Source organism: Nocardia jiangsuensis, assembly GCF_042650385.1.
GTDB classification, from domain to species: Bacteria; Actinomycetota; Actinomycetes; order Mycobacteriales; family Mycobacteriaceae; genus Nocardia; species Nocardia jiangsuensis.
Window position 1 is genome coordinate 124,378 of record NZ_JBHSAX010000009.1, and the last position, 26,586, is coordinate 150,963.

The 26,586-nt window shown below is 71.6% G+C and carries 27 protein-coding genes; 8 read left to right on the plus strand and 19 right to left on the minus strand.

Annotation, left to right across the window (positions count from 1 at the left end):
* The first annotated feature begins 16 nt into the window (after window positions 1-16).
* Window positions 17-1,087: an NAD(P)H-dependent amine dehydrogenase family protein gene (locus tag ACFO0B_RS09810; RefSeq protein WP_378612044.1), complete on the plus strand. Its 1,071-nt coding sequence runs from the start codon at window positions 17-19 to the stop codon at window positions 1,085-1,087.
* A 43-nt stretch (window positions 1,088-1,130) separates the two neighbouring features.
* Complete coding sequence (locus ACFO0B_RS09815) at window positions 1,131-1,463, plus strand: hypothetical protein (RefSeq protein ID WP_378612045.1); 333 nt, start codon at window positions 1,131-1,133, stop codon at window positions 1,461-1,463.
* Between the two features lie 4 nt (window positions 1,464-1,467).
* On the opposite strand, the gene ACFO0B_RS09820 is transcribed toward ACFO0B_RS09815, so the two are convergent.
* Window positions 1,468-2,040: a hypothetical protein gene (locus ACFO0B_RS09820; protein ID WP_378612046.1), complete on the minus strand. Its 573-nt coding sequence runs from the start codon at window positions 2,038-2,040 to the stop codon at window positions 1,468-1,470.
* 119 nt (window positions 2,041-2,159) lie between these two features.
* Between ACFO0B_RS09820 and ACFO0B_RS09825 the strand changes: the two genes are divergently transcribed.
* Entirely contained in the window at window positions 2,160-2,711 is a 552-nt protein-coding gene (locus ACFO0B_RS09825; protein WP_378612047.1) for a carboxymuconolactone decarboxylase family protein, read from the plus strand.
* A 51-nt stretch (window positions 2,712-2,762) separates the two neighbouring features.
* On the opposite strand, the gene ACFO0B_RS09830 is transcribed toward ACFO0B_RS09825, so the two are convergent.
* From ACFO0B_RS09830 to ACFO0B_RS09900, 15 genes are all read right to left on the minus strand, one after another.
* A complete protein-coding gene (locus ACFO0B_RS09830) occupies window positions 2,763-3,938 on the minus strand; it encodes an acyl-CoA dehydrogenase family protein (protein ID WP_378612048.1) in 1,176 nt (391 codons plus the stop codon).
* Window positions 3,922-4,920: an acyl-CoA dehydrogenase family protein gene (locus tag ACFO0B_RS09835; protein ID WP_378612049.1), complete on the minus strand. Its 999-nt coding sequence runs from the start codon at window positions 4,918-4,920 to the stop codon at window positions 3,922-3,924. The genes ACFO0B_RS09830 and ACFO0B_RS09835 overlap by 17 nt, the downstream gene beginning before the upstream one ends.
* Window positions 4,921-5,014: 94 nt before the next feature.
* Window positions 5,015-5,482 (minus strand): MarR family transcriptional regulator, encoded by a 468-nt coding sequence (locus ACFO0B_RS09840; protein ID WP_378612050.1) that lies wholly within the window; start codon window positions 5,480-5,482, stop codon window positions 5,015-5,017.
* Between the two features lie 64 nt (window positions 5,483-5,546).
* The gene (locus ACFO0B_RS09845) at window positions 5,547-6,452 is read right to left on the minus strand and encodes an LLM class flavin-dependent oxidoreductase (RefSeq protein ID WP_378612051.1); all 906 of its coding nucleotides are present in this window, start codon (window positions 6,450-6,452) and stop codon (window positions 5,547-5,549) included.
* Between the two features lie 4 nt (window positions 6,453-6,456).
* The gene (locus ACFO0B_RS09850; protein ID WP_378612052.1) at window positions 6,457-7,290 is read right to left on the minus strand and encodes a mycofactocin-coupled SDR family oxidoreductase; all 834 of its coding nucleotides are present in this window, start codon (window positions 7,288-7,290) and stop codon (window positions 6,457-6,459) included.
* Window positions 7,291-7,315: 25 nt separating this feature from the next.
* A complete protein-coding gene (locus ACFO0B_RS09855) occupies window positions 7,316-8,596 on the minus strand; it encodes a cytochrome P450 (RefSeq protein WP_378612053.1) in 1,281 nt (426 codons plus the stop codon).
* A gap of 90 nt (window positions 8,597-8,686) precedes the next feature.
* Window positions 8,687-9,343, minus strand: coding sequence for a hypothetical protein (locus ACFO0B_RS09860; RefSeq protein ID WP_378612054.1), 657 nt, complete (start codon window positions 9,341-9,343; stop codon window positions 8,687-8,689).
* An 11-nt stretch (window positions 9,344-9,354) separates the two neighbouring features.
* On the minus strand, window positions 9,355-10,629 hold the full coding sequence (locus ACFO0B_RS09865; protein ID WP_378612055.1) for an MlaD family protein: 1,275 nt from the start codon (window positions 10,627-10,629) through the stop codon (window positions 9,355-9,357).
* Complete coding sequence (locus ACFO0B_RS09870; protein ID WP_378612057.1) at window positions 10,626-11,732, minus strand: MlaD family protein; 1,107 nt, start codon at window positions 11,730-11,732, stop codon at window positions 10,626-10,628. The genes ACFO0B_RS09865 and ACFO0B_RS09870 overlap by 4 nt, the downstream gene beginning before the upstream one ends.
* Window positions 11,729-12,832, minus strand: coding sequence for an MCE family protein (locus ACFO0B_RS09875; protein WP_378612058.1), 1,104 nt, complete (start codon window positions 12,830-12,832; stop codon window positions 11,729-11,731). Before ACFO0B_RS09875 ends, ACFO0B_RS09870 begins: the two co-directional genes overlap by 4 nt.
* Window positions 12,829-13,857 (minus strand): MCE family protein, encoded by a 1,029-nt coding sequence (locus ACFO0B_RS09880; protein WP_378612060.1) that lies wholly within the window; start codon window positions 13,855-13,857, stop codon window positions 12,829-12,831. Before ACFO0B_RS09880 ends, ACFO0B_RS09875 begins: the two co-directional genes overlap by 4 nt.
* Before the next feature lie 5 nt (window positions 13,858-13,862).
* Window positions 13,863-14,900 carry an MlaD family protein gene (locus ACFO0B_RS09885; RefSeq protein WP_378612061.1) on the minus strand — a complete coding sequence of 346 codons (1,038 nt, stop codon included), beginning with the start codon at window positions 14,898-14,900 and terminating at the stop codon, window positions 13,863-13,865.
* Window positions 14,897-16,162 carry an MlaD family protein gene (locus ACFO0B_RS09890; RefSeq protein ID WP_378612062.1) on the minus strand — a complete coding sequence of 422 codons (1,266 nt, stop codon included), beginning with the start codon at window positions 16,160-16,162 and terminating at the stop codon, window positions 14,897-14,899. Before ACFO0B_RS09890 ends, ACFO0B_RS09885 begins: the two co-directional genes overlap by 4 nt.
* 4 nt (window positions 16,163-16,166) lie before the next feature.
* Entirely contained in the window at window positions 16,167-17,021 is an 855-nt protein-coding gene (locus tag ACFO0B_RS09895; RefSeq protein WP_378612063.1) for an ABC transporter permease, read from the minus strand.
* On the minus strand, window positions 17,021-17,893 hold the full coding sequence (locus tag ACFO0B_RS09900; RefSeq protein ID WP_378612064.1) for an MlaE family ABC transporter permease: 873 nt from the start codon (window positions 17,891-17,893) through the stop codon (window positions 17,021-17,023). Before ACFO0B_RS09900 ends, ACFO0B_RS09895 begins: the two co-directional genes overlap by 1 nt.
* 357 nt (window positions 17,894-18,250) lie before the next feature.
* Here ACFO0B_RS09900 and ACFO0B_RS09905 point away from each other — a divergent pair, with 357 nt between their 5' ends.
* Window positions 18,251-18,859 (plus strand): TetR/AcrR family transcriptional regulator, encoded by a 609-nt coding sequence (locus tag ACFO0B_RS09905; RefSeq protein WP_378612065.1) that lies wholly within the window; start codon window positions 18,251-18,253, stop codon window positions 18,857-18,859.
* A gap of 3 nt (window positions 18,860-18,862) precedes the next feature.
* On the opposite strand, the gene ACFO0B_RS09910 is transcribed toward ACFO0B_RS09905, so the two are convergent.
* Window positions 18,863-19,447 carry a hypothetical protein gene (locus ACFO0B_RS09910; RefSeq protein ID WP_378612066.1) on the minus strand — a complete coding sequence of 195 codons (585 nt, stop codon included), beginning with the start codon at window positions 19,445-19,447 and terminating at the stop codon, window positions 18,863-18,865.
* A 198-nt stretch (window positions 19,448-19,645) separates the two neighbouring features.
* On the opposite strand from ACFO0B_RS09910, the gene ACFO0B_RS09915 reads away from it, so the two are divergent.
* The 4 genes from ACFO0B_RS09915 (at window position 19,646) to ACFO0B_RS09930 (ending at window position 24,456) form a co-directional block, all read left to right on the plus strand.
* Window positions 19,646-21,199 carry an AMP-binding protein gene (locus ACFO0B_RS09915; protein WP_378612067.1) on the plus strand — a complete coding sequence of 518 codons (1,554 nt, stop codon included), beginning with the start codon at window positions 19,646-19,648 and terminating at the stop codon, window positions 21,197-21,199.
* A 38-nt stretch (window positions 21,200-21,237) separates the two neighbouring features.
* Window positions 21,238-22,434 (plus strand): amidohydrolase family protein, encoded by a 1,197-nt coding sequence (locus tag ACFO0B_RS09920; RefSeq protein ID WP_378612068.1) that lies wholly within the window; start codon window positions 21,238-21,240, stop codon window positions 22,432-22,434.
* 8 nt (window positions 22,435-22,442) lie between these two features.
* Entirely contained in the window at window positions 22,443-23,864 is a 1,422-nt protein-coding gene (locus tag ACFO0B_RS09925; protein ID WP_378612069.1) for a FadD3 family acyl-CoA ligase, read from the plus strand.
* Window positions 23,865-24,003: 139 nt separating this feature from the next.
* Window positions 24,004-24,456 (plus strand): MaoC family dehydratase, encoded by a 453-nt coding sequence (locus ACFO0B_RS09930; RefSeq protein WP_378612070.1) that lies wholly within the window; start codon window positions 24,004-24,006, stop codon window positions 24,454-24,456.
* Here the strand turns inward: ACFO0B_RS09930 and ACFO0B_RS09935 are convergent.
* Together ACFO0B_RS09935 and ACFO0B_RS09940 are read right to left on the minus strand one after the other, a co-directional pair.
* Window positions 24,444-25,556, minus strand: coding sequence for an adenylate/guanylate cyclase domain-containing protein (locus ACFO0B_RS09935; protein ID WP_378612071.1), 1,113 nt, complete (start codon window positions 25,554-25,556; stop codon window positions 24,444-24,446). The genes ACFO0B_RS09930 and ACFO0B_RS09935 overlap by 13 nt on opposite strands.
* Before the next feature lie 17 nt (window positions 25,557-25,573).
* The gene (locus ACFO0B_RS09940; RefSeq protein WP_378612072.1) at window positions 25,574-26,398 is read right to left on the minus strand and encodes a radical SAM protein; all 825 of its coding nucleotides are present in this window, start codon (window positions 26,396-26,398) and stop codon (window positions 25,574-25,576) included.
* Window positions 26,399-26,586: the final 188 nt, after the last annotated feature.

The following is a 26,586-nucleotide window of genomic DNA, read 5'->3' on the forward strand; positions in this document are numbered from 1 at the left end:
ATCGAACGGAACCCGCATGGCCATCGAACCGCTCCTGCCGCCCCCGACCGCCAGCCACCGGGTGGTGCAGTGGGCCACCGGCAATGTCGGCGCGCACGCGCTGCGCGCCGTGCTCGAGCACCCGCACCTGGTGCTCTGCGGCGTGCTCGTGCACGACCCGGCCAAGGCGGGGCTGGACGCGGCCGAGCTCTGCGGCGCGGGCCGGGCCACCGGGATCACCGCCACCACCGATGTCGCCGAGGTGCTCGCGCTCGCCCCCGACTGTGTGCTCTACATGCCGCGGCTCTTCGACCCGGACGAGGTGTGCCGGCTGCTGGTCGCCGGGATCGACGTGGTCACCACGCACGGCGAGCTGCGGCACCCGGAGAGCATGGAGCCCGAGGTCTGCGCCCGGATCGAGGCGGCCTGCTGGTTCGGCGGCGCCTCGGTGCTGAGCACCGGGGTCGCGCCGGGATTCGTCACCGAGACGCTGCCGGTGGCGCTCAGCTCGCTGCAGCGCCGGGTGCGGCGGATCGCCATCGAGGAGAGCGTGCAGCTGGCCACGCACGGCGCCGACCGGCTGATGCTGGAGGCGATGGGGTTCGGCGGCGCGGCGCGGGAGTTCGAACCGGAGCGGCTGGCGCACGCGCGCAGGCTGCACGCGCCGTCGCTGCGGCTGCTCGCCGAGTCGCTGCGGCTGCCGCTGGACACCGTCGCGGTGCGCGGCGAGCACGCGGTCGCCACGCGCGATGTCGCGCTGGCGGGCACCGTGATCCCCGCCGGGACCGTTGCGGCCCAGCGCATCACCGTCACGGGCGTCGCCGACGGCCACGACCTGCTCGGCTACCGCTCGACCTGGTACTGCACCGACGAGCTCGACCCGGCCTGGACGGTCGGGGAGACCGGCTGGCACGTCAGCGTCGAGGGCGAGACCCCGGTGGAGCTCTCGCTGCGCTACCCGGTGCGGCCCGACCGGCTGGCGGCGGTCTCCCCGCGCTACGCCGCGAACCGCGCGGTGAACGCCGTCGCCTACCTGCGCGCCGCGCCGCCCGGTATCCGCACCACCGGGGACCTGCCGCCGATCGTCGCCGAGCTCGGCCGGAGCTGATGAAAACTCTACTCACGCAAACGGAGAATGCTATTCTCAGGACATGATCCGGTTGTCCCCACCGATCGGCAGCGGCCGGCTGCCGGACCCCGCCGATCGCCGCGGCGCCCCGCGCAGCGGCGACGTCCGGCCGCTGCGCCCGCTGCCGGCGCGGCAGCCGACGCCGCTGGATCGGCCGATCCGGATGCGCGTGCGCGACGTGCTCGACTTCTTCGAGAAGTGCCCGGAGTGCGGCTACCCGGCGCAGGCCTCGGCCGTCGAGCGCGACATGGCGAGCGGCGCGACCGAGGTCGTGGTGCGGGCGAGCTGCGGGCTGCCCTGCGGCTGGCAGGGCGAACCGCGCACCACGGTCACCGGCGCCAGGCTGGCGTCCTGACGCCTCAGCCCACCGGAACCAGGTCGGTGCCGCCCCACGCGCCGGTGAGCAGCAGCTCTCCGCTGCGGAAGACCTCGGAGTACTCGATCTCGGCACCCCGCAGCCCCGCCGCCGCCAGCGCGCAGCCCTTGAAGGCACGCGCCGCGACGCTCAGCTTGTGATGCACCGTGCCGAGCCTGGCGTCCAGCTCGGCGGGGAGCTCCTCGCCCCAGACCGCGACCTCGATCAGCCCGTTGTCCAGACAGTCGAGCACGCCGCGGCGCACCCGCGGATCGGCGTCGAAGAGCTCGGGCGCCACCGCCACCGCGTGCGGCCAGGTGTCGTGCACGGTGCTCTCCAGCGAGGTCTCCAGATCCAGCACGGTGGCGCCGAGGATCTCCAGCGGCCGCGCGTCGGTGGTGTCGGTGAGCACGACCGTCACCTCCCAGCCGGCCATGGTGCGGTCGCACAGCCAGCCACCCGCGTACCGCACGACGTCGGCGGCGGTCGGCGCGACCACCGCCAGCCGGTAGCGAAGCAGGTGCTTGCGGGAGTGAGCCCGCCTGCCGGTAGCGGGATCGGAGGTGTGAGCAGCCATGATCGTCCGTTCTGCGCGTCGCTCTCTTTTATGGAAAGTATATTCTCACTTTGGGAGAACCCATATGCGGAATCGGCACAATCCGTTGCCGATCCCCTCGAATCCGACAGGAGAACGTCATGGCTCTGACCCCCCTTCCGGGCGATCAGTGGGACGAAGAGGTCGACAAGGCCCTCTCCCGCATGCTGCCTCGGGAGCGCCGCAACCCCGAGGGCGCGGGCAACGCGCTCTCGGTTCTGGTCAGGCACCCGCAGCTGACCCGCGCCTTCCTCGGCTTCAACGTGCACCTGCTCTTCAACTCCACACTCGAGCCGCGCGAGCGTGAGCTGATCATCCTGCGGGTGGCGCACCGGCGCGAGTGCGTCTACGAGTGGCTGCACCACGTGGCGATGGGCAAGGAGGTGGGGCTGACCGACGCCGAGGTCGAGGCGGCCAGGCGCAACGGCAGCGCCCCCGACGCCTTCGACCGGCTGCTGCTCGAGGCGGTGGACGAGCTGGACGACAAGTCGGTGCTCTCCGCGCAGACCTGGGACGCGCTCGGCGAGCGCTTCGACGACCGGCAGCGGATGGACTTCGTCTTCACCGTCGGCTGCTACACCACGCTGGCGCTGGCCTTCAACAGCTTCGGCATCTCGCCCGACCCGACCGCGGGGTACGAGGGCAAGCGCTGACGACGACGGCGGGGGCCCCGGATTCCGGAGCCCCCGCCGTTCGTGTCGAGATCAGGCGCGCGGCAGCCCGAGCACCCGCTGCGCGATGATGTTGCGCTGGATCTCCGAGGTGCCGCCGGCGATGGTGCCGGCGAAGCTGCGCAGGTAGCGCTCGAACCAGCCGCACCAGAAGTTCTCCAGGTTCAGCGGGCTCGGCGGCGAGCTGATCGCCGGGGAGGCGAGGCCGTCGGTGCCGACCGCGGTGAGCGCGTGCTCGGTGGCGGTCTGCACCGCCTCCGAGCCGAGCACCTTGAGCACCGAGAGCGCGGGCACGTCCTGCTGGTTACGGGACTCCCTGGCCAGCGCGGCCGAGCCGAGCAGCCGCAGCGCGTAGCTGTCCATCACGAGCCCGGCGTAGGCGTCGCGGTCGAAGACCGTGCGCGGCCGGAAGTCGGCGAGCAGATCCTGCAGCCGGTCGGCGTAGCCGAGCCAGAGCAGGGTGCGCTCGTGACCGAGCGAGCCGTTGGCGACCGTCCAGCCGCCGTTCTCCGGGCCGACCAGGTTGGCGACCGGCACCCGCACGCCCTCGAAGTAGACCTCGTTGAAGTCCAGGTCGTCCGGTTCGCAGGCCGAGGGGAAGGGGCGGCGGGTGACGCCGGGGGTGTCGGTGGGGATCAGCAGCACGCTGATGCCCTTGTGCTTCGGGGCGGTGGGGTCGGTGCGGACGAAGGTCAGCAGGACGTCGGCGTCGTGCGCGCCGGAGGTCCAGACCTTCTGCCCGTCCACCACGTAGTGGTCCCCGTCGCGGACCGCGCGGGTGCGCAGCCCGGCCAGATCCGAACCGGCGCCCGGCTCGCTCATGCCGAGCGCGGCGGTGATCTCCGCGCGCAGGATGGGCACCGCCCACCGGTGCTTCTGCTCCTCGGTGCCGAAGGAGAGCAGCGAGGCGGCGATGATGCCGACGCCCTGCGGGTTGAAGGAGTGGTAGATCCGCCGCTTGGACAGCTCTTCCAGGTGCACGTACTGCTGCAGCACCGAGGCGTTGCGGCCGCCGAACTCCGGCGGGTTGGCCGGCAGCAGCCAGCCGTTGTCGAAGAGCAGCCGCTGCCAGCGCCGGGCCCACTCGGGCACGTCCGCACTGGACTTCGAGCGCTCGCGCGCCTCGTCCTCGCCGGGCTGGTGCTCGGTGAGGAAGGCCGCGAACTCGGCGCGGAACTCCTCGACGTCGGAATCAAACGAGAGACGCACGGTACTCCTCGGCCACCAGCGCCCGATGCTCCGCCGCCCCGCCGAGCAGCAGCTCGCCGGTCTTGGCGCGCTTGAGCGCGAATTGCAGATCGTTTTCCCAGGTGAAACCCATGGCGCCGAAGAGCTGGACGCCGTGCCGGAACACCACCGACTGGCACTCCCCCGCCGCCGCCTTCGCCATCGAGGCGGCCAGCCCGCGCCGCGGGTCGTCCTCGGCCAGGCAGAGCGCGGCGAAGAAGCCGAGCGCGCTGGCCCGCTCGATGGCGATGTGCATGTCGGCGGCCTTGTGCTGCACCGCCTGGAACGACCCGATCACGGTGTCGAACTGCTTGCGGCTGCGCACGTGCTCCAGCACCAGGTCCAGGATCCGGCGGCAGGCGCCGACGGTGGTGAGCGCCATCCCGGTGAGCGCGTGCTGCCTGGCCCGCTCCACATCGACCGTGGTGCGGTCGGCCGCCTCCAGCCGGACCCCGTCGAAGGTGACCTCGGCCAGGTGCAGCACCGGGTCGAAGACGGAGGTGCGCCGCGCGGTCACCATCGCGGCCGGGACCACGAAGACACCGGCGCCCGTGACCACCGCGAACCGCTCGGCCCGGTCGCCGTCGAGCACGTGGTGCGCGGTGCCGGTGAGCCGCCAGCCGGTGCCGTCGGGGGCGGCGGTGACACCCTCGTAGACCGCGGCGCCCGGCCGGTCCAGCTTGCCGACGCCCGGCACCAGCGGCGCGAACTGCGACATGGTGGCGAGGAACGGGGTGGGGTCGGTGGCGCGGCCCAGCTCCTCGAACAGGATGCCGAGCTCCACCGTCTCGCCCGGCTCGGTCAGCTCGGTCCAGCCGAGGCCGACGTAGGTCTGCCAGAGCGGGGCCGGGTCGCCCTGTTTGTCGACGATGTCCCGGATCAGCGCGGGCGGGCACTCCTTCGCCGCGACGTCACGCACCGTCTCGCGCAACAGCCGCTGGTCGGAGTCGAACTCGAACAGCATCTCGGCCTGCCTCCTCGCCGTACCACACGATGAGAACTAGATTCTCATATTCAAGAGTTACCATTTCATCGCGCGGAACGCCAGGCAGGGGTGATCAGCCGCGGTCGGCGGTGGCCCGCTCGGTGCCGCGCTCCAGCGCGCCGTTCAGCTCCTGCACGAAGGCGAGCAGGATGGCGAGGGTTTCCTCGTCGTCCGGGAGGCTCTGGCCGATGGCGCCGAAGAGCGGCGCGACAGCGACGTCGGCGCGCACCGCGACCAGCTCGACCCGGACCCGGCGACGGTCCTCCTCGTCCCGGCTGCGCCGCACGTACCCGGCCTTCTCCAGCCGGTCGATCACCGTCGTCACCGCGCCGCCCCTGGTGATGCCGAGGCGGTCCGCGAGCTGGCCCGGGGTGAGCGGGCCCGCCATGCTGAGCATGTTCAGCGCGCTCAGGTCGGTGACGGTGATGCCGAGCCGGGCCGCGACGGCGGAGTGGAACACCACCGTCCTCGTGGCCTGGGCACGCAGCGCGTCGCGCAGCGCGCGGGCGGTATCCGATCGGGTTTCCTTGGCCGCGGGCATGTCCGTGTCCTTCCGCCGATCTCTCCGGAAAAGAGAGACTCTCGATCCGAGAGTAGCGCGGAGTTCACCGGGGCGGGCCGGCGGCGATCCTGCGCCGGGCGCGCTCGAACTCGCCCGGCCCGGGGCCGAAGCCCTCGAGCCACCAGGTGGCGCCCGCTTCTTCCACCGCCGCGGTGGTGTCGGCATCGCGGCGCGGTTCGGTGCCGCCGGTGTTCCCGGTGACCACGAGGTCGAACAGGTCAGGCCGCTCGGCGCCGAGCGCGCCGGGTGCACCGGCGACGACTCCCGCGGCGTCGGGCGGCAGGGTGCCCGCGGCGCGCAGCTCCGCGAGGCGAATCGCTATGTCGCGGACCACCTCCGGGGTGGGGGCGAAGGAACCGTCCTGGCCGATGATCATGGGCGCGAAACCGTCCCAGCGGGCGGCTCGGCGCAGCGGCGGGAGGCTCGGCCAGTTGCCGCCGATCCAGATCGGCGGGCGGCGGGCGGGGGCGGGCAACAGGGCGCCGACCTCGGCGTGGAAGTGCGCGCCGCGGAAGGAGACCGGCTCCCCCGTCCAGAGCCGGGCCAGCAGGTCGAGCCCCTCGTCCAGCCGGGCCGCGACCGCGCGCGGCTCGGCGACCTCACCCCAGCTGCCGTACTCCGCCGCCAGCGTGAAGCCGAGCCCGGCACCGAAGACCAGCCGCCCGCGGGCGAGCCGGTCGACGGTGGCGGTCTGCCTGGCCAGCGTCGACGGCCTGCGCCGGGCGACCGGGGTGACCAGCGGCCCCAGCCGGATCCGCGTGGTGGCCGCGGCCAGCAGGGTGAGCAGCACCCAGGGATCGGCCACCTCGGTGTCGCCGAACGGGAAGACGACATGGTCCCAGACGAAGACGCCGTCCCATCCGCAGATCTCGGCCTCCCGGCCGAGTTCGGCCACCCGCCGCGGCTCGGCGAACTCACCGAGGCACGGCAGGCACAACCCGAATTCCATGCTGCTACTTGAGCATCGAGCCCGCGTCGACCGGCAGCGGAACGCCGGTGATGAACCGCGCCTCGTCCGAGACCAGGTACAGCACCGCGTTGCTGACGTCCTCCGAGTCCACCCAGGGGGTGGGCAGCACGTGGAACATCTGGCAGATCGGCTTCAGGTCGTCCGGGCCCGGGTTCTCCAGGTCGGGGCGGAAGAGCTTGAAGGTGCCCTCGTTGAGCAGCATGTCGGTGCTGACGTGCGTCGGGTGCACCGAGTTGCAGCGGATGTTCTGGTGCCCGAGCTCCACCGCGAAGGTGCGCATGAGCCCGACGATTCCGTGCTTGGCGGCGACGTAGTGCCCCACGTTCGGGTACGCCTTGAGCCCGCCCACCGAGCTGGTCAGCACGATCGAGCCGCTGCCGTTCGCCTGCAGGTGCGGGATGGCGGCCTTGACGCTCTTCCAGACGCCGGTCAGGTTGACCCCGATCATGTCGTCCCAGAGGTCCTCGCGCATCTCCACCAGCGCGCCGCCCTCGTTGGCGAGCCCCGCGTTGGCGATGACGATGTCCAGCTTGCCCAGCTGCTCGACCGCGCCGTCCAGCCCGGCCTTGACCGCGTCGAAGTCGCGGACGTCGGCCTCGATGGTGACGACCCGCCCGCCCTTGGCCTTGACCAGGTCAGCGGTCTCGGCGAGATCCTCCGAGGTCGGCATGGGGAAGGGAACGTTGTCGAGCTGCTTGCAGACATCGAGCGCGATGATGTCCGCGCCCTCCTCGGCCAGCCGGACCGCATGGCTGCGACCCTGGCCGCGCGCCGCGCCGGTGATGAAGGCGACCTTGCCGTCGACCCGTCCGGTCATCGTGGACCTCTCTCCGTTGTGTTGTTCAGGGGTTGGGGGTGAAGGTGATGTGCAGGTTGCTGAGGCCACGCAAGATGAAGGTGGGCTCGTAGTCGTAGCGGCGCTCGCCGGCCGGGCCGTGCTGCTCCGCGTCGATCTCGATGTCGAGCATCCGGTCCAGGATCCGCTCGATCGAGACGCGGCCCTCGACCCGCGCCAGCGGGCCACCGGGGCAGGAGTGCACGCCGCGGCCGAAGGCCATGTGCTCGCGGAAGTTCTTGCGGTCCAACCGGAACTCGTGCGGGTTCTCGAAGCGCCGCGGGTCACGGTTGGCGGCGCCGGGGCAGACCATGACGGTCGCGCCGACCGGGATGTCCACCTCGCCGACCTGGGTGGCCCGCTTGGCCAGCCGGAAGCCGGACTTCACCGGCGAGTCCATCCGCAGCGTCTCCTCGATGAAGTTCGGGATCAGGCTGCGGTCCGCGCGCAGCGCCTGCTGCACCTCGGGGTGGTCGCCGAGCACCCGCAGGGCGGCGCCGAGCAGTTTGGCGGTGGTCTCCTGGCCCGCGGCGAAAAGGAAGGTGGCCGAGCGGACCACGTCGATCACCTCGGGTGTGGAGCCGTCCGGGTACTTGGCCTGGGCCAGCGAGGTGAGCACATCGTCGCGCGGGTTCTCCCTGCGGTCGGTGATGTACTGCACGAACTTCTCGTCCAGCCACTCCAGCGGGTTCGAGGCCACGATCTCGTTGTCCAGCGCGCCGACCCGGGAGCCGGGGCGCTCGGCGCCGAGCACGATCCGGAACTGCTGGTGGTCCTCCTCCGGCACGCCGAGCATGTCGGCGACGACCAGCAGCGAGAACGGCTTGGCGTAGGCGGCGAGGAACTCGGTCTTGCCGTCGGCGAGGAACTCGTCCAGCTGCTGGTCGGCCAGCCGCCACATGAACTCCTCGTTCTCCTTGAGCCGGGCCGGGGTGAGCAGCCGGTTCAGGACCGAGCGGGCGTAGGTGTGCTGCGGCGGGTCCATGGTGACCATGTGCTCGAACATCGGCAGCTGCGAGCGGTGCTGCTCGATCTGCTCGGTGATGTCGTCGCCCTCGGGCGTGAACGGCAGCGGCGGGAACGGGCCGCCGACGGCGATGGCCGAGGAGAACAGCTTCTCGGTGTCGCGCAGGACCTCGGTGGCCTCCTCGTACCCGGTGACGGCGTACACGCCGAAGGTCGGCTCCTGCTTGACCGGGCACTGGGCGCGCAGGTGGTCGAAGTAGGGGTACGGATCCGGGACCAGGCTCGGATCGGTGAAGTAGTCGACGGTGTCGAAGTCGGTCATCGGTAGCTCCTCGGAAACAATCATATCTCAGGTGGAGAATTTCATTCTCGCTTATCTGCGAGAGATCTCCGGATCGGCCGGAGTGGCGTATCAGGGAAGGTAGACGCGGCTGGCGAGCCAGCGGCCGTCGACCAGCTGCATGGTCATCTCGACGCGGCTGCGGTCGATCCTCGGGTCCGCGGAGGCGGCGTTGGTGACGGTCTGGTCGATGAACAGGAGGACGTCGACCTCGGTCTCGCTCGCCGACTTGACGGCGGCGTCGAGGACCGTTCCCTTGCCCGTCGCCTTGTTCTCCAGCAGGAGCTGGCGGAGCTGACCGCTGGATCGCGTGTACATGTCGCGGAATTCGCCGGTGGAGCCGTCGAGTACCGCCGTGAAGCCTGCGTCGAGATTGTTGGAGTCGACGCTGGTCAGGGTGACGGCGTAGGTTTTCGCCGCTTCCAGTGCGGCGTCGGCGGCCGCGTCCGTCCTGCGCTCGTCGCGGAGTTGGACGCCGAGGATGATCGCCGCCGTTGTCGCGGCGATGGCGATGAGCGCCGTGACCGGCAGGGCGGCTTTGCGGGCGAGACGCAGCCAGTGCGCGCCGCGGGTCTCGCCGCCGCCCTCGGTGGTTCCGCCTGCGGCGGATTCGGGGGTCGACTGCTCCACTGCGGAGTCTGTCGCCTTCCCGAGCTCGGGTTTCGTTTCAGGGGCTGCGTTTTCGGCGGTGTCCGGCCGGGCGTCAACAGCGGTGTCGGTGTCACTCATGGTGGTTCCTCTCAGCGTTGCGGGGCCGGGGGCGGGGGCGGGAGCGGGGGGCCCGCGAAGGTGAGCGGGAGGGAGAGCGGGCCGATGGGGGTGGGGGTGGCCTGGCGGTCGGCGGGCTCGCCGGGGGGCGGCGCGCCGGGGATCTCGATGCCGGGCGGGCGCGGGGCGTTGCGGGCACCGCGGATCAGGACCGAGGGGTCGTTGTCCTGGCAGTAGGTGTAGAGGTACGGCTCGGGGAAGTCGGGGAGCGAGGGCGGGCGGCGCGGCAGGTCGTAGTCGCAGGCGTAGCGCGGGTAGAGGTTCACCAGCCCCCAGACTCCGCCGTCGTGGAAGGCGACCGCGATGGCGTCGAGGGTGGAGCCCGCCCGCTCGGTCGGGAAGAAGAACTCCCGGAAGGCGGGCACCCGCGGGCCGGTGGTGTCGGCGACGACGCCGAGGTTGCCGAGCAGCGCGGCGGCGTTCGGCGAGTTCTGCGCGAGCAGCGCGTCGAGTGCGCGCAACGTCCCCGGCGCGGCGTTCAGCAGCTCGACGTACCCGCCGGACTTGGCCTCCACCCCGGTCAGCGCCACGTTCATGTCGGCCGCGAAATCGCCGAGCCCGGGGGCGAGGTCGCGGACGGTGCCGAGCACCTGCCTGCTGTCCCGGATCAGCGAAACAGTCTGCGGCAGCACCGAATCCAGCGTCGAGGCGAGGAAGATCCCGCTGTCGAGCAGATCGGCGAGCTTCTCCGGCCCCTCCGGTCCGACCCCGAGCTCGTTCACCACCGCCGCCAGCTGCGCCGGATCCACCTGCGCCAACGTGGAGTCGAGCTGGGAGAGCGTCTTCCAGAGCGGGGTCGGGGTGCTGGTCCGCTCGACGGCGATCTCGGCGCCGTCGGCGAGGTAGGGGCCCCCGTCCCGGTCGGGCCGGAAGTCGAGGTACTGCTCCCCCGCCAGCGACAGGCTCGCCACCCGCACCTCGCCGTCGGCGGGCACCGCGGTGGCGGCGTCGATCACCGCGGTGGCGACCAGCCCGGCGCCGGCGAGCTGCACCGATTCCACCTTGCCGATCGGCACTCCGCGCAGCGTGACGTTCTGCCCGGCGAGCAACCCGCCGGAGTCGGCCAGGTGCACCCTGACCCGCATGGTCTCCGCCGCCGGGTTCACCCCGAGCGAACCGAACACCAGGTACCCGACCCCGACGACCAGGGTCAGCGCCAGCGCCACCGCGGAGACCGCGGAGCGCCGCGCCCGCACCGCGGAGACCGTGCCGACCAGCAGCCGCGCGGGCCGTTCCAGCGCGCTCACCGCGCACCCCCGGTGATCCGGCCCTGGAGTTTCAGCAGGGTGTAGGTGAGGGTGCCGATGAAGTTCTGCCAGTCCCGCTGGTCGGGCAGCCTGCTCTCCGGGTCGCCCGGATGGTTGGGGTCGGGCAGCGCGCCGATCGCCAGGTCCTGCCAGTCCGCGTCGGTGCTGGCCGAGGTGCTCACGGTGACCGCCATGACCGGCCCGAGCAGCGCGTTCATCGCCGCGACGCTGGCATCCGGGTTGGTGGCCGCCGAATTCAGCTGGGCGGCGATGGTGTTGATGTCGGCGACCATGCCGGTGGTCTGCTCGCCGTTCACCCCGGGGAAGCGGCCGATCTGCGCGGTGATCCGCTCGACCTCGTTGACCAGGGTCAGCGCCTGGCCGGAGTTGGCGCGCAGGGTGTCCAGCGCCGGGCCCGCCGCCGCGATGACGTCGTCGACGGTGCCGCGCTGCTCGTCGATCCGGCGGGCCAGCTGGTCCACCTCGGCGAGCGTGGAGCGGATGTCGTCGGAGCGGGCGGAGAGCGCCTGCACCACCCGGGTGGAGCGGTCGATGAGCTCGGCCATCCGGTCGCCGCGCTCGCCGACGGCGTTGCCGAGCCCGTTCACGATGGTGGTGAGGTTGCGGATGGCGCCGCCGTTCACCAGCAGCGAGGCGGTGGTGAGCAGCTCCTCGATGGTGGTCGCGGCGGCGGTGTGGTCCAGCGCGATGCTGTCGCCGTCGGCCAGCACCGGGGTGGCGGTGGTGGCCTCGGCGGGCGGGGTGAGCGAGACGAAGACGTCGCCGAGCGGGGTCGCGGTGCGCAGCTCGGCCCTGGTGCCGAGCGGCAGCCGGACCCCCTGCTGGATGGTCAGCGTGACCACGGCGGTGTAGTCGCGCACCGCCATGTCGCTCACCTCGCCGACGTCGGCGCCGGAGAGCCGGACCTTGGCCTTGGCGGGCAGGTTCAGCGCGTTCGCGAAGCTCGCGCGCACGGTGTAGTTGTCGCCGCCCGAGCCGGGTGCGGGCAGCGGCAGGTCGCCGAGCCCGACCGCGCAGCCGGTGCTCGCGGCCAGCGCCGCGACGGCGAGCGCGGCGGTGCGGGTGACCCGCCCGGCGCTCATCGCGGCATCCTGGACATGGCGTCGAGCATGTCGGTGATCCCGAAGTCGGGGCCGAAGTCCTGCAATGTGCCTGTGGCGCAGCCGAGCTGGCGCAGCCCGAGGATATTGCAGACCTCCTTGACCAGCTGGCCGTCGAAGAAGACCTTGTCGAGCAGCGCGTGCACGCGGACGCCGCGGTACTGGAAGTCGACCGCGTTGTAGGCGTTGTTCAGCAGCAGCGGGGTGACGTCGATGAACTCGCCGAGCTCGCTGCGGTAGTCGGCCAGCGCCTTGGTCACCGTCGCGCCGTTGGCGAGGGTCGACTCGAGCGCGCCCGCGTTCTCGGTGAGCAGCGCGTCGGTCTGTCGCATGATGTCGGTGATCTGCGCGCCGGTGTTGCCGGTGCCGATGTTCAGGTCCGCCACCACGTCGCCGAGTTGCCCGGTGGCGGCGCCGAACTGGCGGATGGTGTCCTCGTTGGCGGCCGCGGCGCGGAGCAACTGGGACAGCTGGTCGACCAGCTTGGTGAGGGTGTCGCGGGTCTCCGCGCCGCCGTCGCTGCCGAGTTTCAGGGCGGTGGCGAGCTGGTCGAGCGTCTGCCTGAGCTCCGGCCCGCTCCCGGTGGCGATGGTCGCGGAGACGCCGAGCAGCTGGGCCACCGGGCCGTCACCGGGCTGCTCGCCCTGCAGCTCGCCCGCCATCCGCTCGGCGGCGCCGAGCAGCCGGTCGAACTCCACCGGGGTGCGGGTGCGCTCCGGGCCGAGCCTGGCGCCGTCGGCCATGGTCGGCCCGCCGCGGTAGGCGGGGGTGAACTCGACGTGCCGGTCGGTGAGCACCGAGGTGGAGAGCGTGACGGCGCGCGCGTCGGCCGGGATGTCGACGTCGCCGTCGAGCTCCATCCGCACCTCGACGTGCGTGCCGCGCGGCTCGACCGAGGTCACCTTCCCCACCGGCATGCCGAGCACCGCGACGGCATTGCCGGGGTAGAGCCCGGCGCCGTTGTCGAACTGCGCGGTCACCGCGATGGTGTCGTCCGGGACGACGGCGCTGCCCGCGCAGCCGGCCAGCGCGCCGATCGCCAGCACCACACCCGCCCGGACCAGGACTCGCTTCGCTCTCACTGGCAGTCCTCGTGGTAGGGGGCGAGCCCGGCTCCCTCGGCGCGCCCGCCGAGCGCGCACATCCAGGAGTCGATCAGCGGCCCGGCCGGCGCGGTGAAGTCGACCTCGTTGGCGGTGCCGGAGGCATTGGCGAAGTTGCGGATCGGGATCGGCAGGATCTCCAGGGTGCTGCGCAGCAGCGCGTCGTTGCGGGCCAGGCTGCCGAGCAGCTCGTCGAGCCCGGCGATCAGGGTGTCGACGGCGGGCCGGTCGCGCACGACGAGGGTGCGGACCTGGTCGGCCAGTCGGCGGGTGGCGTCCATCAGCCGCAGCACCATGTCCCGGCGGGACACGATCTCGGTGAGCAGGTCGCGGCCCTGGGTCATGATCGCGGCCAGGTTCGCCTGCTGGTCGGTGACGACGCCGGTGAGCTGCTGGCTCGCGGCGAGCAGCGCGCTCAGCTCGGTGCGCCGGTCGCCGATGATCGTCGCCAGCGCGCGGACGTTCGCGAGCATGCCCGGCAGTACCGTCGGGACCCCCTGCAGCTGGGCGGCGAGGGTGTTCAGCGAGGTGCCGATCTGCCCGGCGTCGAGCCGGTCGAAGGTGACCGTGGCGTTGTCCAGCGCGGTCTGCAGGTCGTAGGGGACCTCGGTGCGCTCCAGCGGGATCCGGTGATCTGGCAGCTCGCCGTCGCCGGCCGGGCGCAGCTCCACGTAGCGGGCGCCGAGCAGCGTGGTCAGCTTGATGGCGGCGCCGGTGCCGGTGCCGAGCGGCACCCCGGAGTCGACCGCGAGCGTCACCAGGACCCGGTCCCCCGCCAGCCGGGTGGCGTCGACGGTGCCGACCGGGACGCCGGCGAGGGTCACCTGATCGCCGGTGCTGATCCCGGCCGCCTGCGCGAACTCCGCCTCGTACCGGGTGGTTCCGATGCCGATCCGGCTCCAGCCGACGGCCGCGGCGAGCACCGCGAGCAGCACCGCGACCGCGATCAGCCCGAGCACGCCGCGGCGGTGCTCCTCGAGCGGCCGCTTCCACGTCTTCGTCATCCGCCTCACCTACAGATCGGGGAGTACTGGGCCTGCCCGCCGGGCGTGGCGAGGTCGACCACGGTCGGGACCAGCGAGGAGAGCGCGGGCAGGATGGTGACGCCGAAGTTGCACAGGTAGGTGTTCAGGTACGGGCCCTCCTGGCTCACCCTGGCCAGCCCCTTCAACAACCCGGGCAGGTTGAAGCCGAGGTAGGCGAAGTTCTCCTTGTTCTCGGCGAAGTGCCTGGTGAAGCCGGGCTCGCGATTGAGCATGGACTCCAGTTCGGGCTGGATGCCGTCCATGGTGTCGGCCAGCCCCGCGGTGGTGACCGCCGCCTGGTCCAGCGCGCCGAACAGCTCGTCGCGGTGCCTGGTCAGCCCGTCGACGATGGCCCGCGACTGCCCGATCAGCGAGCCGACCTGGCCGGTCTGCAGCGCCAGGTTGCCGACCACCGCGTTCAGGTTGCCGATCACCGCGCCGAGCACCTGGTCCGGCCCGGCCAGCGACTCGGCCAGCGACGAGACCTGCTCCACCAGCAGCACCAGCGAGGTCCGGTCGCCCTGCAGCGCCTTGATCAGCGCGCCGGTCACGTTGTCGACCTGCGCCGGGTCGAGCCCGCCGAAGAGCGGCTCGAAACCGTTGAGCAGCGCGGAGATGTCGAAGGACGGCTCGGTGTGTTCGAGCGGGATCTCCGCGCCCGGCCGCAGCGCCGAGCCGTCGCCGAACTCGGCGAGCGCGAGCCCGAGATAGCGCTGCCCGATGACGTTCTGGTACGTGATGGCGGCCTTGGTGTTGCCGTAGAGCGTCTGGTCGTCCTCCACCCGGAACCGCACCCGGGCCAGAAGGCCGTCCAGCTCGATGCCGTCCACCCGGCCGACCCTGACCCCGGCCATCCGCACGTCGTCGCCGACGCGCAGGCCGCTGACGTCGCTGAAGACCGCCGAGTAGTCCTCGGTGTCGCCGTTGATGCCGCGGTCGAGGGTCACGAAGGTGACCCAGATGAGCGCCATCGCGACGGCGACGAAGAGGCTGATCCCGATCAGCGGGCGGCGGTAGCTCATCGGGCACCGCCGGCCGGGAACGGGCCGTCGGCGACCAGCGGCGCCAGCAGCGACTCGGCACCGGTGGGGTTGCCCTGCAGCGCCCGCTCGATCAGGTCCCTGATCTCCGGCGGCAGCTCGGGCGCGGCGGGCTGGTTCGCCGGGTCGAGCGCGGCGGGCACCGGCTCGATCGGGATGTCGGTGGGGGCGGTGCTGCAGCTCGGCGCGGCGATGTCGCCGTAGCGCGGGCAGTCGGCCCTGGTGTAAGGGGTGTGCGGGGTGAAGCGGAACTGGAACTTGCCGCGCCCGCGCGGGTTGTCGGCGTTCCAGAATTCGGAGAACCAGAGCTCGGAGAGGCGCTTGATGCGCACCACGATCGGGCCGAAGGCCGGGGAGCCCTCGGCGAAGACGTCGATCACCGGCCCCATCTTCCGGGTGACGTCGACGATCTGGTCGGTGCGCCGGTCCAGCGAACCGGCGAGCGTGCCGAAGGTGGCGTTGCCCGCGCCGAGCAGCCCCGCCAGCTGGGCGTCCTGCTCGGCCAGGGTGCGCATGGGCAGCACCGCGTGGTGCAGGGCGTCGAGGAGATCGGGGGCGGAGGTGTTCAGCCCGCGCACGGCGTCGGCGACCATGGTCAGCGTGGGCGGGCCGCCGTCCGGGGTGAGCAGCGCGTCGAACTCGGCGGTGATCCGGTTCAGCTGGGCGCCCGCCTCGACCAGGTCGGTGCCGCGCCGGTCGGTGGCGCGCGCCACCGTGGCGAGGATGCCGACGGTGTTGCCGGTGCCGATCCGGGCGGTGCTGGCGATGATCTCGCGGAGCTTGGTCAGCGCGGTCTGCAGCTGCACGGTGGAGAGGCTGGTGTCCTGGCGGATCTCGGTCTGCGCGGTGAGCGCCGGGCCGGGGCCGTTGTCGACCAGCTGCACCGAGGAGACCGCGAAGACGTTGCTCGGAACCACCCTGGCCGTCACCGTGCGCGGAATACCTTGCGCGGCAACCGGATCGAGCTGGAGCAGCACCCTGTTCCCGGCGTCGCCGGTGGCCGGGGTGACCCCGGCGACGATGCCGACCAGCATGCCGCGGAACTTGACGTCCGAGCGCGTCGGCAGCCCGTCGCCGAGCTGCGCGAGCACCGCCGTCACCTCGAGCTTCTCGTCGAAGCGACCGGTCGACTTGAGCAGCAGCAGCGTCACCACGAGCGCGGTCGCCAGCACCAGCACCAGCCCGCGCAGCAGCAGCGCGGTGCCGGACGGCCCGCGGCCGTCCTTCTCGAACAGCACCGACATGACCTCAGCCTCCGAGCCGGGCGCTGGCGCCGATGCCCCACAGCGCGACCGTGAGTAGCAGGTTGACGATGATCATCAGCGAGATGGCGGCGCGCATGGCGCGGCCCGCCGCGATGCCGACGCCCTGCGGTCCACCCGAGGCGTAGAAGCCGTAGTAGCACTGCACGGTGGTCGTGATGATCACGAAGACAATGGCTTTGAGCAGCGAGTAGACGATGTCGGGGCCGTTCAGCACGAGCTGGAAGTAGTGCTGGTAGGTGCCGTGCGAGAGCCCGCCGGAGAGCCCGACCACCACCTCGACCGCGATGTAGTTCACCGCGAGGCAGATGACGTAGAGCGGGATCATGGCCACGATCGACGCGAGCAGCCTGGTACTCACCAGGTACGGCATCGAGCGGATGCCCATGGACTCCATCGCCTCGATCTCCTCGGCGATCCCCATCGCGCCGAGCTGCGCGGTGAAGCGGCAGCCCGCCTGCGCGGCGAAGGCGAGCGAGGCCATGATCGGGGCCAGCTCCCTGGTGGAGGCGGTGGAGGCGATGAGCCCGATGGTCGGCTCCATGCCGAGCAGGTGCAGCGCGTTGTACCCCTCCAGCCCGACGATGGCGCCGCCCGCCGCGCCGAGCACGATGATCACCCCCGCGGTGCCGCCGCCGACGACGATCGAGCCGTTGCCCCAGGTGATGTCGGAGAGGATGCGCAGGAACTCACCGCGGTAGTGCCGCAGCATCACCGGGATCGAGCCGAGCGCGCGGAACAGGAAGGTGATCATGTGGCCGAGCCGCATGAACGAGGTGCCGAGCTGGCGCGAGGTGCGCAGCAGGGTGCGGGTGCCGAGCGGGCGGTACGGCGCGGCCATCACAGCCCCGACCGCGGGAACAGGATCATGAACATCTGCGTGAACACGACGTTCACCACCATGAGCAGCAGGATCGAGGAGACCACCGTCGAATTGACCGAGTTGGCGACGCCCGCGGGCCCGCCCTTGGTGCCGAGCCCCTTCTCACAGGCCACCACCGCGACGATGGCGCCGTAGACGACCGCCTTCACCAACGTGAGCCACAGGTCGCCGACGGTGGCGAAGGAGGCGAAGGTGGCCACGAAGCTGCCCGGCGCGCCGCCCTGGACGAAGACGTTGAACAGGTACCCGGCCAGGAAGCCGACGAAGCAGACCACCCCGGTGAGCGAGACCCCGACCAGCACCGCGGCCGCCACCCGCGGCACGACCAGCCGCCTGACCACCGAGACGCCCATGACCTCCATGGCGTCCAGCTCGTCCCTGATCTTGCGGCTCCCGAGGTCGGCGCAGATGGCCGAGCCGACGGCCGAGGCCATGAGCAGCGCGGCCACCATGGGCGCGCCCTGCCTGATCACCGCGAGCCCGCTGGCCGCGCCGGCCAGCGAGGTGGCACCGACCTGCCCGGCGAGCAGGCCGAACTGGATGGAAAGCGTCACCCCGATCGGCAGCGAGACGAAGATGGTCGGCAGCGCCGCCGCCGAGGCCATGAAGGCCGACTGCCTGACGAACTCGGCGAAGGCGAAGCGCCCGGTGACGATATCGGCGACCAGGTACTGGATGGCGCGGACGCCGAGCACGAACTGCCCGCCGACGGTCTCCAGCGCGGCCACCGGATGCCGCTTCAGGTAGCCGCGGCCCCAGTCGGTGACCTCCCGGGTCGCCGGCTTCGCGACGGGGAGTTCACCGCCTGCGGGACCAGGGCTGAGCGTCATCTATGAACCTTCTGATCGGCGGCGGAAACGTCGCGGAGAATCTCGTACTGCACTTGTGAGAACCAACTGTTCCCATTGTGGGCGCTATCTCTCAGCGTCGTCAAGAGTGGAATGCACGATTGAGAGAATTTGATTCTCCTCGCACCACACGCGTTTCACATCGAACATGTCGGAAAATGCGAAATAGGGGCGACGGCAATTGCCCGTCAACCCGGAGGAAATCGCAGAGCTACTCCACCGGAACAGATGCTGTGCACATGCATAGCATGGTTGCCGGAGAGACGTCAATAGTGACAGCCGTCCACTACTACGATACGAATTGATCCCAGGATCAGGACTCCGGAAGGGAGCAGGCGGATGCCATCGCCCCGCCGTATCGGCGCCCCCGACGCCAAGAACCGCGGCGTTCTACTGGAGGCCGCCCAGCAGCTGCTGCTCGACGAGGGCTGGGCGGCGGTGACGTCCCGGCGCGTCGCCGAGCGCGCCGGGCTCAAACCCCAGCTCGTGCATTATTACTTCCGCTCGATGGACGACCTCCTGCTGGAAATCTTCATCCGGCGCGCGGACGAGGGGCTCGTCATGCAGGCCGAGATGATGGAAACGTCCGCCCCGCTGCGCGCGCTCTGGGAATTCAGCATCGATCCCGCCGCCGTCCGTTTCACCATGGAGTTCGTGGGATTGTCGAATCACCGCCCGGCCATCAGGGCGGCGGTCGCCGATTACGCCGAGCGCTTCCGCACGATCCAGACCACCGCGCTGACCCGCATCCTGGCCGAGTACGGGCTGGACACCGAGCGCTTCCCGCCCGCGGCGATGGCGGTGCTCATGACGAGCGTGTCCCGGGTGGTGGTGCTGGAGCGCGCACTCGGCATGTCCGGCGGGCACAGCGAGGCCTTCGACCTCGTCGAGCGGGAGATCGCCGAACTCGAGCGGGCCAGGGCCGGCAGCCCCGAGCCCGCGGGCTGACCGTCAGGCGGGCAGCAGGTCGCGCATCTCGGCCCGGTACCGCGGCGGCAGCAGCTCACCGGCGCCGAAGACCTCGGTCGGCGGCACCGGCTCCCCCGCACATCCGGCGGCGGCCAGCGCGCAGGACTTGAAGGCGCGGGCCGCGACGCTGACCCGGTGATAGGAGGGCGCGACCCGGCCTGCCAGCTCGTCCGGCAGGTCGTCGCCCCAGACCGCGACCTCGGTGAGGCCGCGATCGAGACAGTCCAGCACCCCCGTGCGGACCAGCGGCTCGACCCGGTAGGTCGCGGCGGAGACGGCCACCGCCATGGGCCAGATCTCGTGGATCGGCCCGGCGAGCGCCTGGCGCAGGTCGAGCACGGTGACGCCGAGGATCCGCAGCGGCGCGACGTCGCCGGAGTCGGCGACCAGCACGGTCACCTCCCAGCCCGCCGCGGAGCGGTCGAAGAGCCAGCCACCGGCATTGCGGATGACGTCGGCGGCGTCCGGGGCCACCACCGCCAGCCGGTGCCGGAGCGGGTGCTCGCGGGCATGCGCCCGCCAGCGGGTGACGGAGTGGACGCCGGGGGCGGCGGATCGAGTAGCCATGGTTTCCATCCCGAGGATCGCGAGAGTCGACACGGCGATCGCTCCGGGCGCCCGGCGGCGTCGGGACTGGGGGGACGCGGGGCTGCCGCACCACCCGGAACGAACTACCGACCACACCCTAGGCCACACGCTTGTTCTCCCGCCGGAAAATGTGATTCTCTGTTCGAGAGAACGCTATGCGGTCGAGAAGGGGCTCCCATGCGCACGATTCCTCCCGAGCTGGCCCGCCGCTACCGGGAGCAGGGCTGGTGGACCGGCGAGACGCTGGGCGAACTCCTGGCGGACGGGCTCGCCGCCGCGCCGGGGGCCGCGTTCCGGATCCACTCCACGGAGCGCCCCTACGACGGCACCTTCGCCGAGGTCGAGCAGGTCGCGCGGCGGCTCGCGGCCGGGCTGCGCAGGCGCGGGGTCGGCCCGGGCGACGTGGTCGCCTTCCAGCTGCCGAACTGGATGGAGGCGGCGGCGACCTTCTGGGCCTCCGCCGTCCTCGGCGCCACCGTCGTCCCGGTGGTGCATTTCTACGGCCGCCGCGAGCTCGGCTACATCCTGGACACGGTCCGGCCGAAGGTGTTCATCACGCTGGAGCGCTTCGGCAGCCTGGAGTTCCCGCCGGAGCCCTACGCGGCGGTCCCGATCACCGGCGTGGTCGGCCGCGACTTCGACGACCTGCTCGACCCGGAGCCCATGCCCGGCGTGCTCGGCACCGACCCCGACGGCCCGGCGCTGATCGCCTTCACCTCCGGCACCACCAGGGCCCCGAAGGGCGTCGTGCACAGCCACAACACGCTCGTGCACGAGACCAGGCAGCTCGCCGCCTGGTACCCCGCCGACCGCGGCGACCAGCTCACCGCCGCCCCGGTCGGCCACTTCATCGGCATGGTGAACGCGCTGCTCATCCCGGTGCTCGACCGCAAGCCGATCCACCTCATCGACGTCTGGGACCCCGGCCGCATCCTCGGCCTGATGACGACGCACGGGATCACCGTCGGCGGCGGCGTGCCGTACTACGTCACCAGCCTGCTCGACCACCCCGAGCACACCCCCGCGCACCTGCCCGCCATGCGCTACGCCGGGCTCGGCGGCGCCGCGGTGCCCGCCGCGATCACCACCAGGCTGGCGAGCGCCGGGATCACGGTCTACCGCTCGTACGGCAGCACCGAGCACCCCTCGATCACCGGCTCGCTGCACAGCGCACCCGAGGACAAGCGGCTCTACACCGACGGCAACCCGCTGCCCGGCGTCGAGCTCCGGCTGGCCGAGGACGGCGAGATCATCAGCCGCGGCCCCGACCTCTGCCTCGGCTACGTCGACCCGGAGCTCACCGCGACGGCCTTCGACGCCGACGGCTGGTACCACACCGGCGACATCGGCGTGCTCGACGCGGACGGCTACCTGACCATCACCGATCGCAAGTCCGACATCATCATCCGCGGCGGCGAGAACATCAGCGCGCTCGAGGTCGAGGAGCTGCTGCTGACGCTGCCCGGCGTGGCCGAGGCGGTCGCGGTGGCGGTACCCGATCCGCGGCTCGGCGAGCGCGCGGCCGCGGTGCTGCGGCTGCTGCCCGGGCACGCCGCCCCGGACCTGGACGCACTGCGCGCGCACTTCGCCGCGGCCGGGCTGGCCAAGCAGAAGTGGCCGGAGCAGGTGCACGTCGTCGCGGATTTCCCGCGCACCCCCAGCGGCAAGATCCAGAAATACGTGGTCCGCCGGGAACTCGCATCCACTCAGGGCGTTGCGACTCGCTCCTGAAGAGAATATCATTCTCACTAGACGACAAGGAGGATTCCATGAGCAAGGTCGACCTGCCGTATCAACTCTTCGACGCGGACAATCACCTGTACGAGACGAAGGAAGCGCTGACCCGGTACCTGCCGGAGCAGTACAAGGGCGCGATCCAGTACGTCGAGATCAACGGCCGCACGAAGATCGCGGTGCTCGGCCAGATCAGCGAGTACATCCCGAACCCCACGTTCGAGGTCGTCGCCCGCCCCGGCGCGATGGAGGAGTACTTCAAGCACGGCAACCCCGAGGGCAAGAGCCGCAGGGAGATCTTCGGCAAGTCCATGAAGGCGATCGACGCCTTCCGTGACCCGATCGCCCGGCTCAAGGTCATGGACGATCTGCAGCTGCAGCGCGCGCTGATGTTCCCGACCCTGGCCAGCCTGATCGAAGAGCGGATGCGGCACCACCCGGAGCTGATCCACGCGGTGGTCGAATCGCTGAACCGCTGGATGCTGGACGACTGGGGCCAGGACGGCGCCTTCGTGCACTCGGACCGGATCTTCACCATCCCGGTGATCACCCTGCCCATCGTCGAGCGCGCGATCGACGAGCTGAACTGGGCCGTCGTCGAGCACGGCGCGAAGGCCATCCTGGTGCGCCCGGCGCCGGTGCCCGGCTACAAGGGCATGCGCTCGTTCGCGCTGCCGGAGTTCGACCCGTTCTGGAAGCGCGTGGTCGAGCTGGACGTGCTGGTCACCATGCACTCCTCGGACAGCGGCTACTCGCGCTACGACGCCGAGTGGGAGGGGAACAGCCTGGAGATGCTGCCCTTCCAGACCAACACCTTCGCCATGACCAACCAGTGGCGGCCGGTCACCGACGCGGTGGCCTCCTGGGTCTGCCACGGCGCGCTGAACCGCTTCCCGGATCTCAAGATCGCGGTCATCGAGAACGGCTCGGCCTGGCTGGAGCCGCTGCTGCAGCAGCTCTCCGACGTGTACAAGAAGGCGCCGGAGGGCTTCGGCTTCCGCCACCCGGTCGAGGCGCTCAAGCAGAGCCTCTACGTCTCCCCGTTCTGGGAGGAGGACCTGGTCCGGCTCTCCGACGTGATGGGCGCCGACCACGTGCTCTTCGGCTCGGACTGGCCGCACCCGGAGGGGCTGGCCGAGCCGGCCCGCTACATCCACGAGATCAAGGACATGAAGCTGGAGCACCAGGCCGGCATCATGGGTGGCAACCTGGCCCGGCTGCTCAAGGTCTAGAACCCATCATGACCTGGGAGTCCATCCCGCAGATGGTGCTCTCCGCCGCCGACCGCTTCGGTTCGTCCGAGGCGGTCGTCGACGGTGAGCTGCGGTGGAGTTTCACCGAACTCGCGGAGCGGGTGCGCCGCGCGGCGGGCGCCTTCGCCGCGTTCGGCATCGAGAAGGGCGACCGGGCCGCGGTCTGGGCGCCCAACTCGGCCGAGTGGATCGTCGCCGCCTTCGGGCTGATGGCCGCGGGCGGCGTGCTCGTCCCGGTGAACACCCGGTTCAAGGCCGAAGAGGCGCGCGACGTCATCCGGCGCAGCGGGGCGAAGGCGGTGCTGGTGCAGCAGGGTTTCCAGGGCACCGAGTACACCGCCGACGTGCCGGTGCTCGATCTGAAGTCGGAGTTCCTCGGCAGCGGGGAGCCGTTCGAGCGCCCGGTGGCGGGCACCGACATCGCCGACATCATCTTCACCTCCGGCACCACCGGCCGCCCCAAGGGCGCGCTGATGAACCACGCGCAGACGCTGCGGCTCTACGCGGAGTGGTGCGAGCTGGCGGATCTGCGGGAGGGCGACCGCTACCTGATCGTCAACCCGTTCTTCCACACCTTCGGGCTCAAGGCCGGGCTGGTCGCCTCGCTCATCCGCGGCGCCACCATCCTGCCGGTGCCGGTCTTCGACGTCGACACCGTGCTCGACCTGGTCGAGCGCGAGCGGGTCACCATGCTGCCCGGCCCGCCGACGCTCTACCACTCGCTGCTCGCGGCGAAGGGCAGCCGCGACCTCTCCTCGCTGCGGGCCGCCGTCACCGGCGCGGCCGACATCCCGGTGGAGCTCATCCGCCGGGTGCGCGAGGAGCTGCCGTTCCGGTCGATCATGACCGGGTACGGCCTCACCGAGGCGGGCACCGCGACGGCGTCCCGCCCCGGCGACACCTTCGAGCAGATCGCGACCACCGTCGGGCAGCCGTGCGACGGGGTCGAGCTGCGGATCGCGGATGACGGCGAGATCCTGGTCCGCGGCTACAACGTCATGCAGGGGTACCTGGACGATCCCGAGGCCACCGCCGCGGCGATCGACCCGGAGGGGTGGCTGCACACCGGAGACCTCGGTGAGCTGGACCCGGACGGCAGGCTGCGGATCGTCGGGCGGAAGAAGGACATGTTCATCGTCGGCGGCTTCAATGCCTACCCGGCGGAGATCGAGGGGTTCCTGCTGGAGCATCCCGCGGTGGCGCAGGCCGCCGTGATCGGGGTGCCGGACGAGCGGCTCGGCCAGGTCGGGCGGGCCTACGTGGTGCCTGCGGCGCCGCTCACCGAGGACGAGCTGATCGGCTGGAGCCGGGATCGGATGGCAGGCTACAAGGTGCCGCGCTCGGTGCGGTTCCTGGATGCGCTGCCGCTCAACGCCACCGGCAAGGTGATGAAGGACCAGCTGCGCTGAGCCCGGCCCCGGCGCGTTCCTCCGAACACCCCCATGTGCGCCCGGGGCCGGCCTGCCGCGGCTCGGGCGAGTACGGTGCCCGGCGCACGGCCACGCGACGGGCACCGTACTCGCGCCACGACCTGGAAGGTTTCCCCTCATGATCGAATTCCCCGACTTCGACGCGCTCCGCGCCGCCGTCGGCACCGAACTCGGCGGCAGCGACTGGATCGAGATCGATCAGGCGCGGATCGACCGGTTCGCCGAGGCGACCGGGGATCACCAGTGGATCCACGTGGACGCCGAGCGGGCCGCCGCCGGGCCCTACGGGCGCACCATCGCGCACGGGTTCCTCACGCTCGCGCTGCTCGCGCCGATCGCGCAGCAGGTCATGGCGGTGCGCTCGGCGCGGATGGCGATCAACTACGGGCTGGACAAGGTGCGCTTCATCGACCCGGTGCCGGTGGGGAGCAAGGTGCGCGGGACGGTCGCGCTCACCGCGGTCACCGAGGTCGCCGGTGGGGTGCAGGCGTCACGGACCGTCACCATCACCGCCGAGGGGGCGGCGAAACCGGCCTGCGTCGCCCAGCATCTGGTGCGTTACCTGAGCTGATCGGCTGCTCGCTCCAGGCGCACGGGGGTGAGCAGGCCGATGCCGCGGACGTCGGTGGGAGCGCCCGCGGTGAGCCGGAATTCGGTGCTGCCCGTGAGGGCTTCGGCCAGCGCCGGGTCGATCAGCACCGTGTCGGGCTCGGCGAGCGCGGTGAGGCGGCTGGCCAGGTTCACCGTGGTGCCGAAGACATCGCCGAGCTGGCGGATGACCGGGCCCCAGGCGGCGCCGACGCGCAGCCCCGGGATGTCCGGGTCGGCGGCGAAGGCGTGGGTCAGCCCGATGCCGATCTCGGCGAGCGCGGCGGGAGTGTCCGCGGTGAACAGGATCTCGTCGCCGAGCAGCTTGACGACGCTGCCACCCGACGCGGCGACCACGTCGATCGAGCGGTGCTCGAACCGCGCCACCACCCGGACCAGGTCACCGGCCCTGCGATCGCGGCTGAGCTCGGTGAAGCCGACGACATCGGCGAAGCCGACCCCGCTGTCCCTGCCCGCGGGCGGGTCGGCCGCCGGGTCGAGCACGTGCAGGGCGTCCTCCAGGCGCCGCCGCCAGAGCTGGCCGAGCAGCCACTGCACCTCCGGCATCCGCTCGGCCAGCGCGGAGACGGTGTCGACGGTCTGCGGGGCGCGCTGCATCTGCCCGGCCACGATGTCGACCTGCAACCGGGCCAGCTGTGCGATGGCCCTGGCCAGGACGCCGGTCAGGTGCAGCGCCTCGGCCTCGTCGACCATCCCTTCGTCGACGTAGCCGGTGAGCAGCCGCAGCAGGCGGACGTCCGACGGTGCGAAATCGGGGGTGCTGTCGTCCACCGCCGGGTAGCCGAGGGCGCGCAGGAACCTGCGGGCCCTGGCCGGCGGGATGCCTGCGACCTCCGCCGCTCGATCGGCGGTGTACCGGCGGGGTTCGCCGAACGCCACCGGCCCGGCCGCCTCCCGTCCCGCGCCGCGCGCGACAGCGTCCGCGACCGCCCGGACCGCGTCGAACTCGGCATCCGCCACGCCGACATCCGCTCCCGCAACACCGGGCCGAGATTGCGCTGCCCGCGTCGTGACGTCGGCGGGCGCGCCGGGGCTGGTGCCCGGTTCGGGCGAATCGCTCACTCCCCCACCCCCGACCGTCAGGCCGGGCGGGCGACGGCGGGCGCGGCCGGGCAGACGGCGGGGACCAGGCTGCGCGCGACCGCGGCGAAACCGCCCGCGTCGCGGACGTTCCCGTGCGGGCGCACCCCGCGCGCGACGGGGCAGGCGAAGACGTCGCCGACGACGTCGACCAGGCAGATGTCGCGGCCCGCGCCGCACTCCTCGGCGAGATCGCCGGTGGGGTGCACGCCGAAGCGCACCCGCTCACGGTGCTCGGCGACCCAGGCGGCGACCGCCCTGCGCTGCGCCGCGTCCGGCGCGGCCTCGGGCGGCCGGTCGCCGGTGAGGCGCAGCCGGGCGCCGAAGATCCCGGCGACGGCGAGCAGCGCGTCCAGCCGCTCGGCGCTGTGCCGGGTGAGCGGCACCGCGACCTCGAACTCGTAGACCCCGGCGGAGGCGAGCAGCTCCATGGCGCGCACGCTCGCCCGGTAGGCCCCGGGGCCGCGCACGGCATCGTCGGCCGCCTCGGTCGGCGCGGCCAGCGCGACCCGCGCGGTGCGCCGGTGGTCGCCGGCGAGCTGCCTGGCCAGCGCCGGGGTGACCCCGGTGCCGTCGGTGTGGAAGGCGAGGCCGAGCCCGCGGGCGCTCGCGTGCGCGGCGAGATCGGCGAAGTCGGCGCGGCCGGTGGGCTCGCCACCGGACACCTCGACGGTGACCACACCGAGCCGGGCGAATTCGTCGAGCAGGGTGCGGCATTCGGCGGTGTCGAGCGCGCGCGGCGCACCCGGCGCAGGCAAGCGGTACGGTCCGGAGCGGGGGTAGCGCGGCGCGAGCTCCCAGACGACGGTCGTCGGTGCGGTCATGCCGACCTCCTCGTGAGAATTACATTCTCCACTTAGGATAATCCTGCTTCCGCAGCAGAACAAGGGCGGCGCGGGGCCACGGACCATCGACCCAGCGTTTCCCCTGCGGTATCCTCGAGCCAGGTGTGAGAGTGCCGTTCTCTTGAGGGAAGATCGACCATCTCGGCACAGTCCACGACAGAGCGAGG

What these genes read in the sequence shown, in the direction of transcription:
- ACFO0B_RS09810 (WP_378612044.1), top strand. Translation starts at nt 17, where the DNA reads ATGGCCATCGAACCGCTCCTGCCGCCCCCGACCGCCAGCCACCGGGTG.
- ACFO0B_RS09815 (WP_378612045.1), top strand. Translation starts at nt 1,131, where the DNA reads ATGATCCGGTTGTCCCCACCGATCGGCAGCGGCCGGCTGCCGGACCCC.
- ACFO0B_RS09820 (WP_378612046.1), bottom strand. Translation starts at nt 2,040, where the DNA reads ATGGCTGCTCACACCTCCGATCCCGCTACCGGCAGGCGGGCTCACTCC.
- ACFO0B_RS09825 (WP_378612047.1), top strand. Translation starts at nt 2,160, where the DNA reads ATGGCTCTGACCCCCCTTCCGGGCGATCAGTGGGACGAAGAGGTCGAC.
- ACFO0B_RS09835 (WP_378612049.1), bottom strand. Translation starts at nt 4,920, where the DNA reads ATGCTGTTCGAGTTCGACTCCGACCAGCGGCTGTTGCGCGAGACGGTG.
- ACFO0B_RS09840 (WP_378612050.1), bottom strand. Translation starts at nt 5,482, where the DNA reads ATGCCCGCGGCCAAGGAAACCCGATCGGATACCGCCCGCGCGCTGCGC.
- ACFO0B_RS09845 (WP_378612051.1), bottom strand. Translation starts at nt 6,452, where the DNA reads ATGGAATTCGGGTTGTGCCTGCCGTGCCTCGGTGAGTTCGCCGAGCCG.
- ACFO0B_RS09850 (WP_378612052.1), bottom strand. Translation starts at nt 7,290, where the DNA reads ATGACCGGACGGGTCGACGGCAAGGTCGCCTTCATCACCGGCGCGGCG.
- ACFO0B_RS09855 (WP_378612053.1), bottom strand. Translation starts at nt 8,596, where the DNA reads ATGACCGACTTCGACACCGTCGACTACTTCACCGATCCGAGCCTGGTC.
- ACFO0B_RS09860 (WP_378612054.1), bottom strand. Translation starts at nt 9,343, where the DNA reads ATGAGTGACACCGACACCGCTGTTGACGCCCGGCCGGACACCGCCGAA.
- ACFO0B_RS09870 (WP_378612057.1), bottom strand. Translation starts at nt 11,732, where the DNA reads ATGAGCGCCGGGCGGGTCACCCGCACCGCCGCGCTCGCCGTCGCGGCG.
- ACFO0B_RS09880 (WP_378612060.1), bottom strand. Translation starts at nt 13,857, where the DNA reads ATGACGAAGACGTGGAAGCGGCCGCTCGAGGAGCACCGCCGCGGCGTG.
- ACFO0B_RS09885 (WP_378612061.1), bottom strand. Translation starts at nt 14,900, where the DNA reads ATGAGCTACCGCCGCCCGCTGATCGGGATCAGCCTCTTCGTCGCCGTC.
- ACFO0B_RS09890 (WP_378612062.1), bottom strand. Translation starts at nt 16,162, where the DNA reads ATGTCGGTGCTGTTCGAGAAGGACGGCCGCGGGCCGTCCGGCACCGCG.
- ACFO0B_RS09895 (WP_378612063.1), bottom strand. Translation starts at nt 17,021, where the DNA reads ATGGCCGCGCCGTACCGCCCGCTCGGCACCCGCACCCTGCTGCGCACC.
- ACFO0B_RS09900 (WP_378612064.1), bottom strand. Translation starts at nt 17,893, where the DNA reads ATGACGCTCAGCCCTGGTCCCGCAGGCGGTGAACTCCCCGTCGCGAAG.
- ACFO0B_RS09905 (WP_378612065.1), top strand. Translation starts at nt 18,251, where the DNA reads ATGCCATCGCCCCGCCGTATCGGCGCCCCCGACGCCAAGAACCGCGGC.
- ACFO0B_RS09910 (WP_378612066.1), bottom strand. Translation starts at nt 19,447, where the DNA reads ATGGCTACTCGATCCGCCGCCCCCGGCGTCCACTCCGTCACCCGCTGG.
- ACFO0B_RS09915 (WP_378612067.1), top strand. Translation starts at nt 19,646, where the DNA reads ATGCGCACGATTCCTCCCGAGCTGGCCCGCCGCTACCGGGAGCAGGGC.
- ACFO0B_RS09920 (WP_378612068.1), top strand. Translation starts at nt 21,238, where the DNA reads ATGAGCAAGGTCGACCTGCCGTATCAACTCTTCGACGCGGACAATCAC.
- ACFO0B_RS09925 (WP_378612069.1), top strand. Translation starts at nt 22,443, where the DNA reads ATGACCTGGGAGTCCATCCCGCAGATGGTGCTCTCCGCCGCCGACCGC.
- ACFO0B_RS09930 (WP_378612070.1), top strand. Translation starts at nt 24,004, where the DNA reads ATGATCGAATTCCCCGACTTCGACGCGCTCCGCGCCGCCGTCGGCACC.
- ACFO0B_RS09940 (WP_378612072.1), bottom strand. Translation starts at nt 26,398, where the DNA reads ATGACCGCACCGACGACCGTCGTCTGGGAGCTCGCGCCGCGCTACCCC.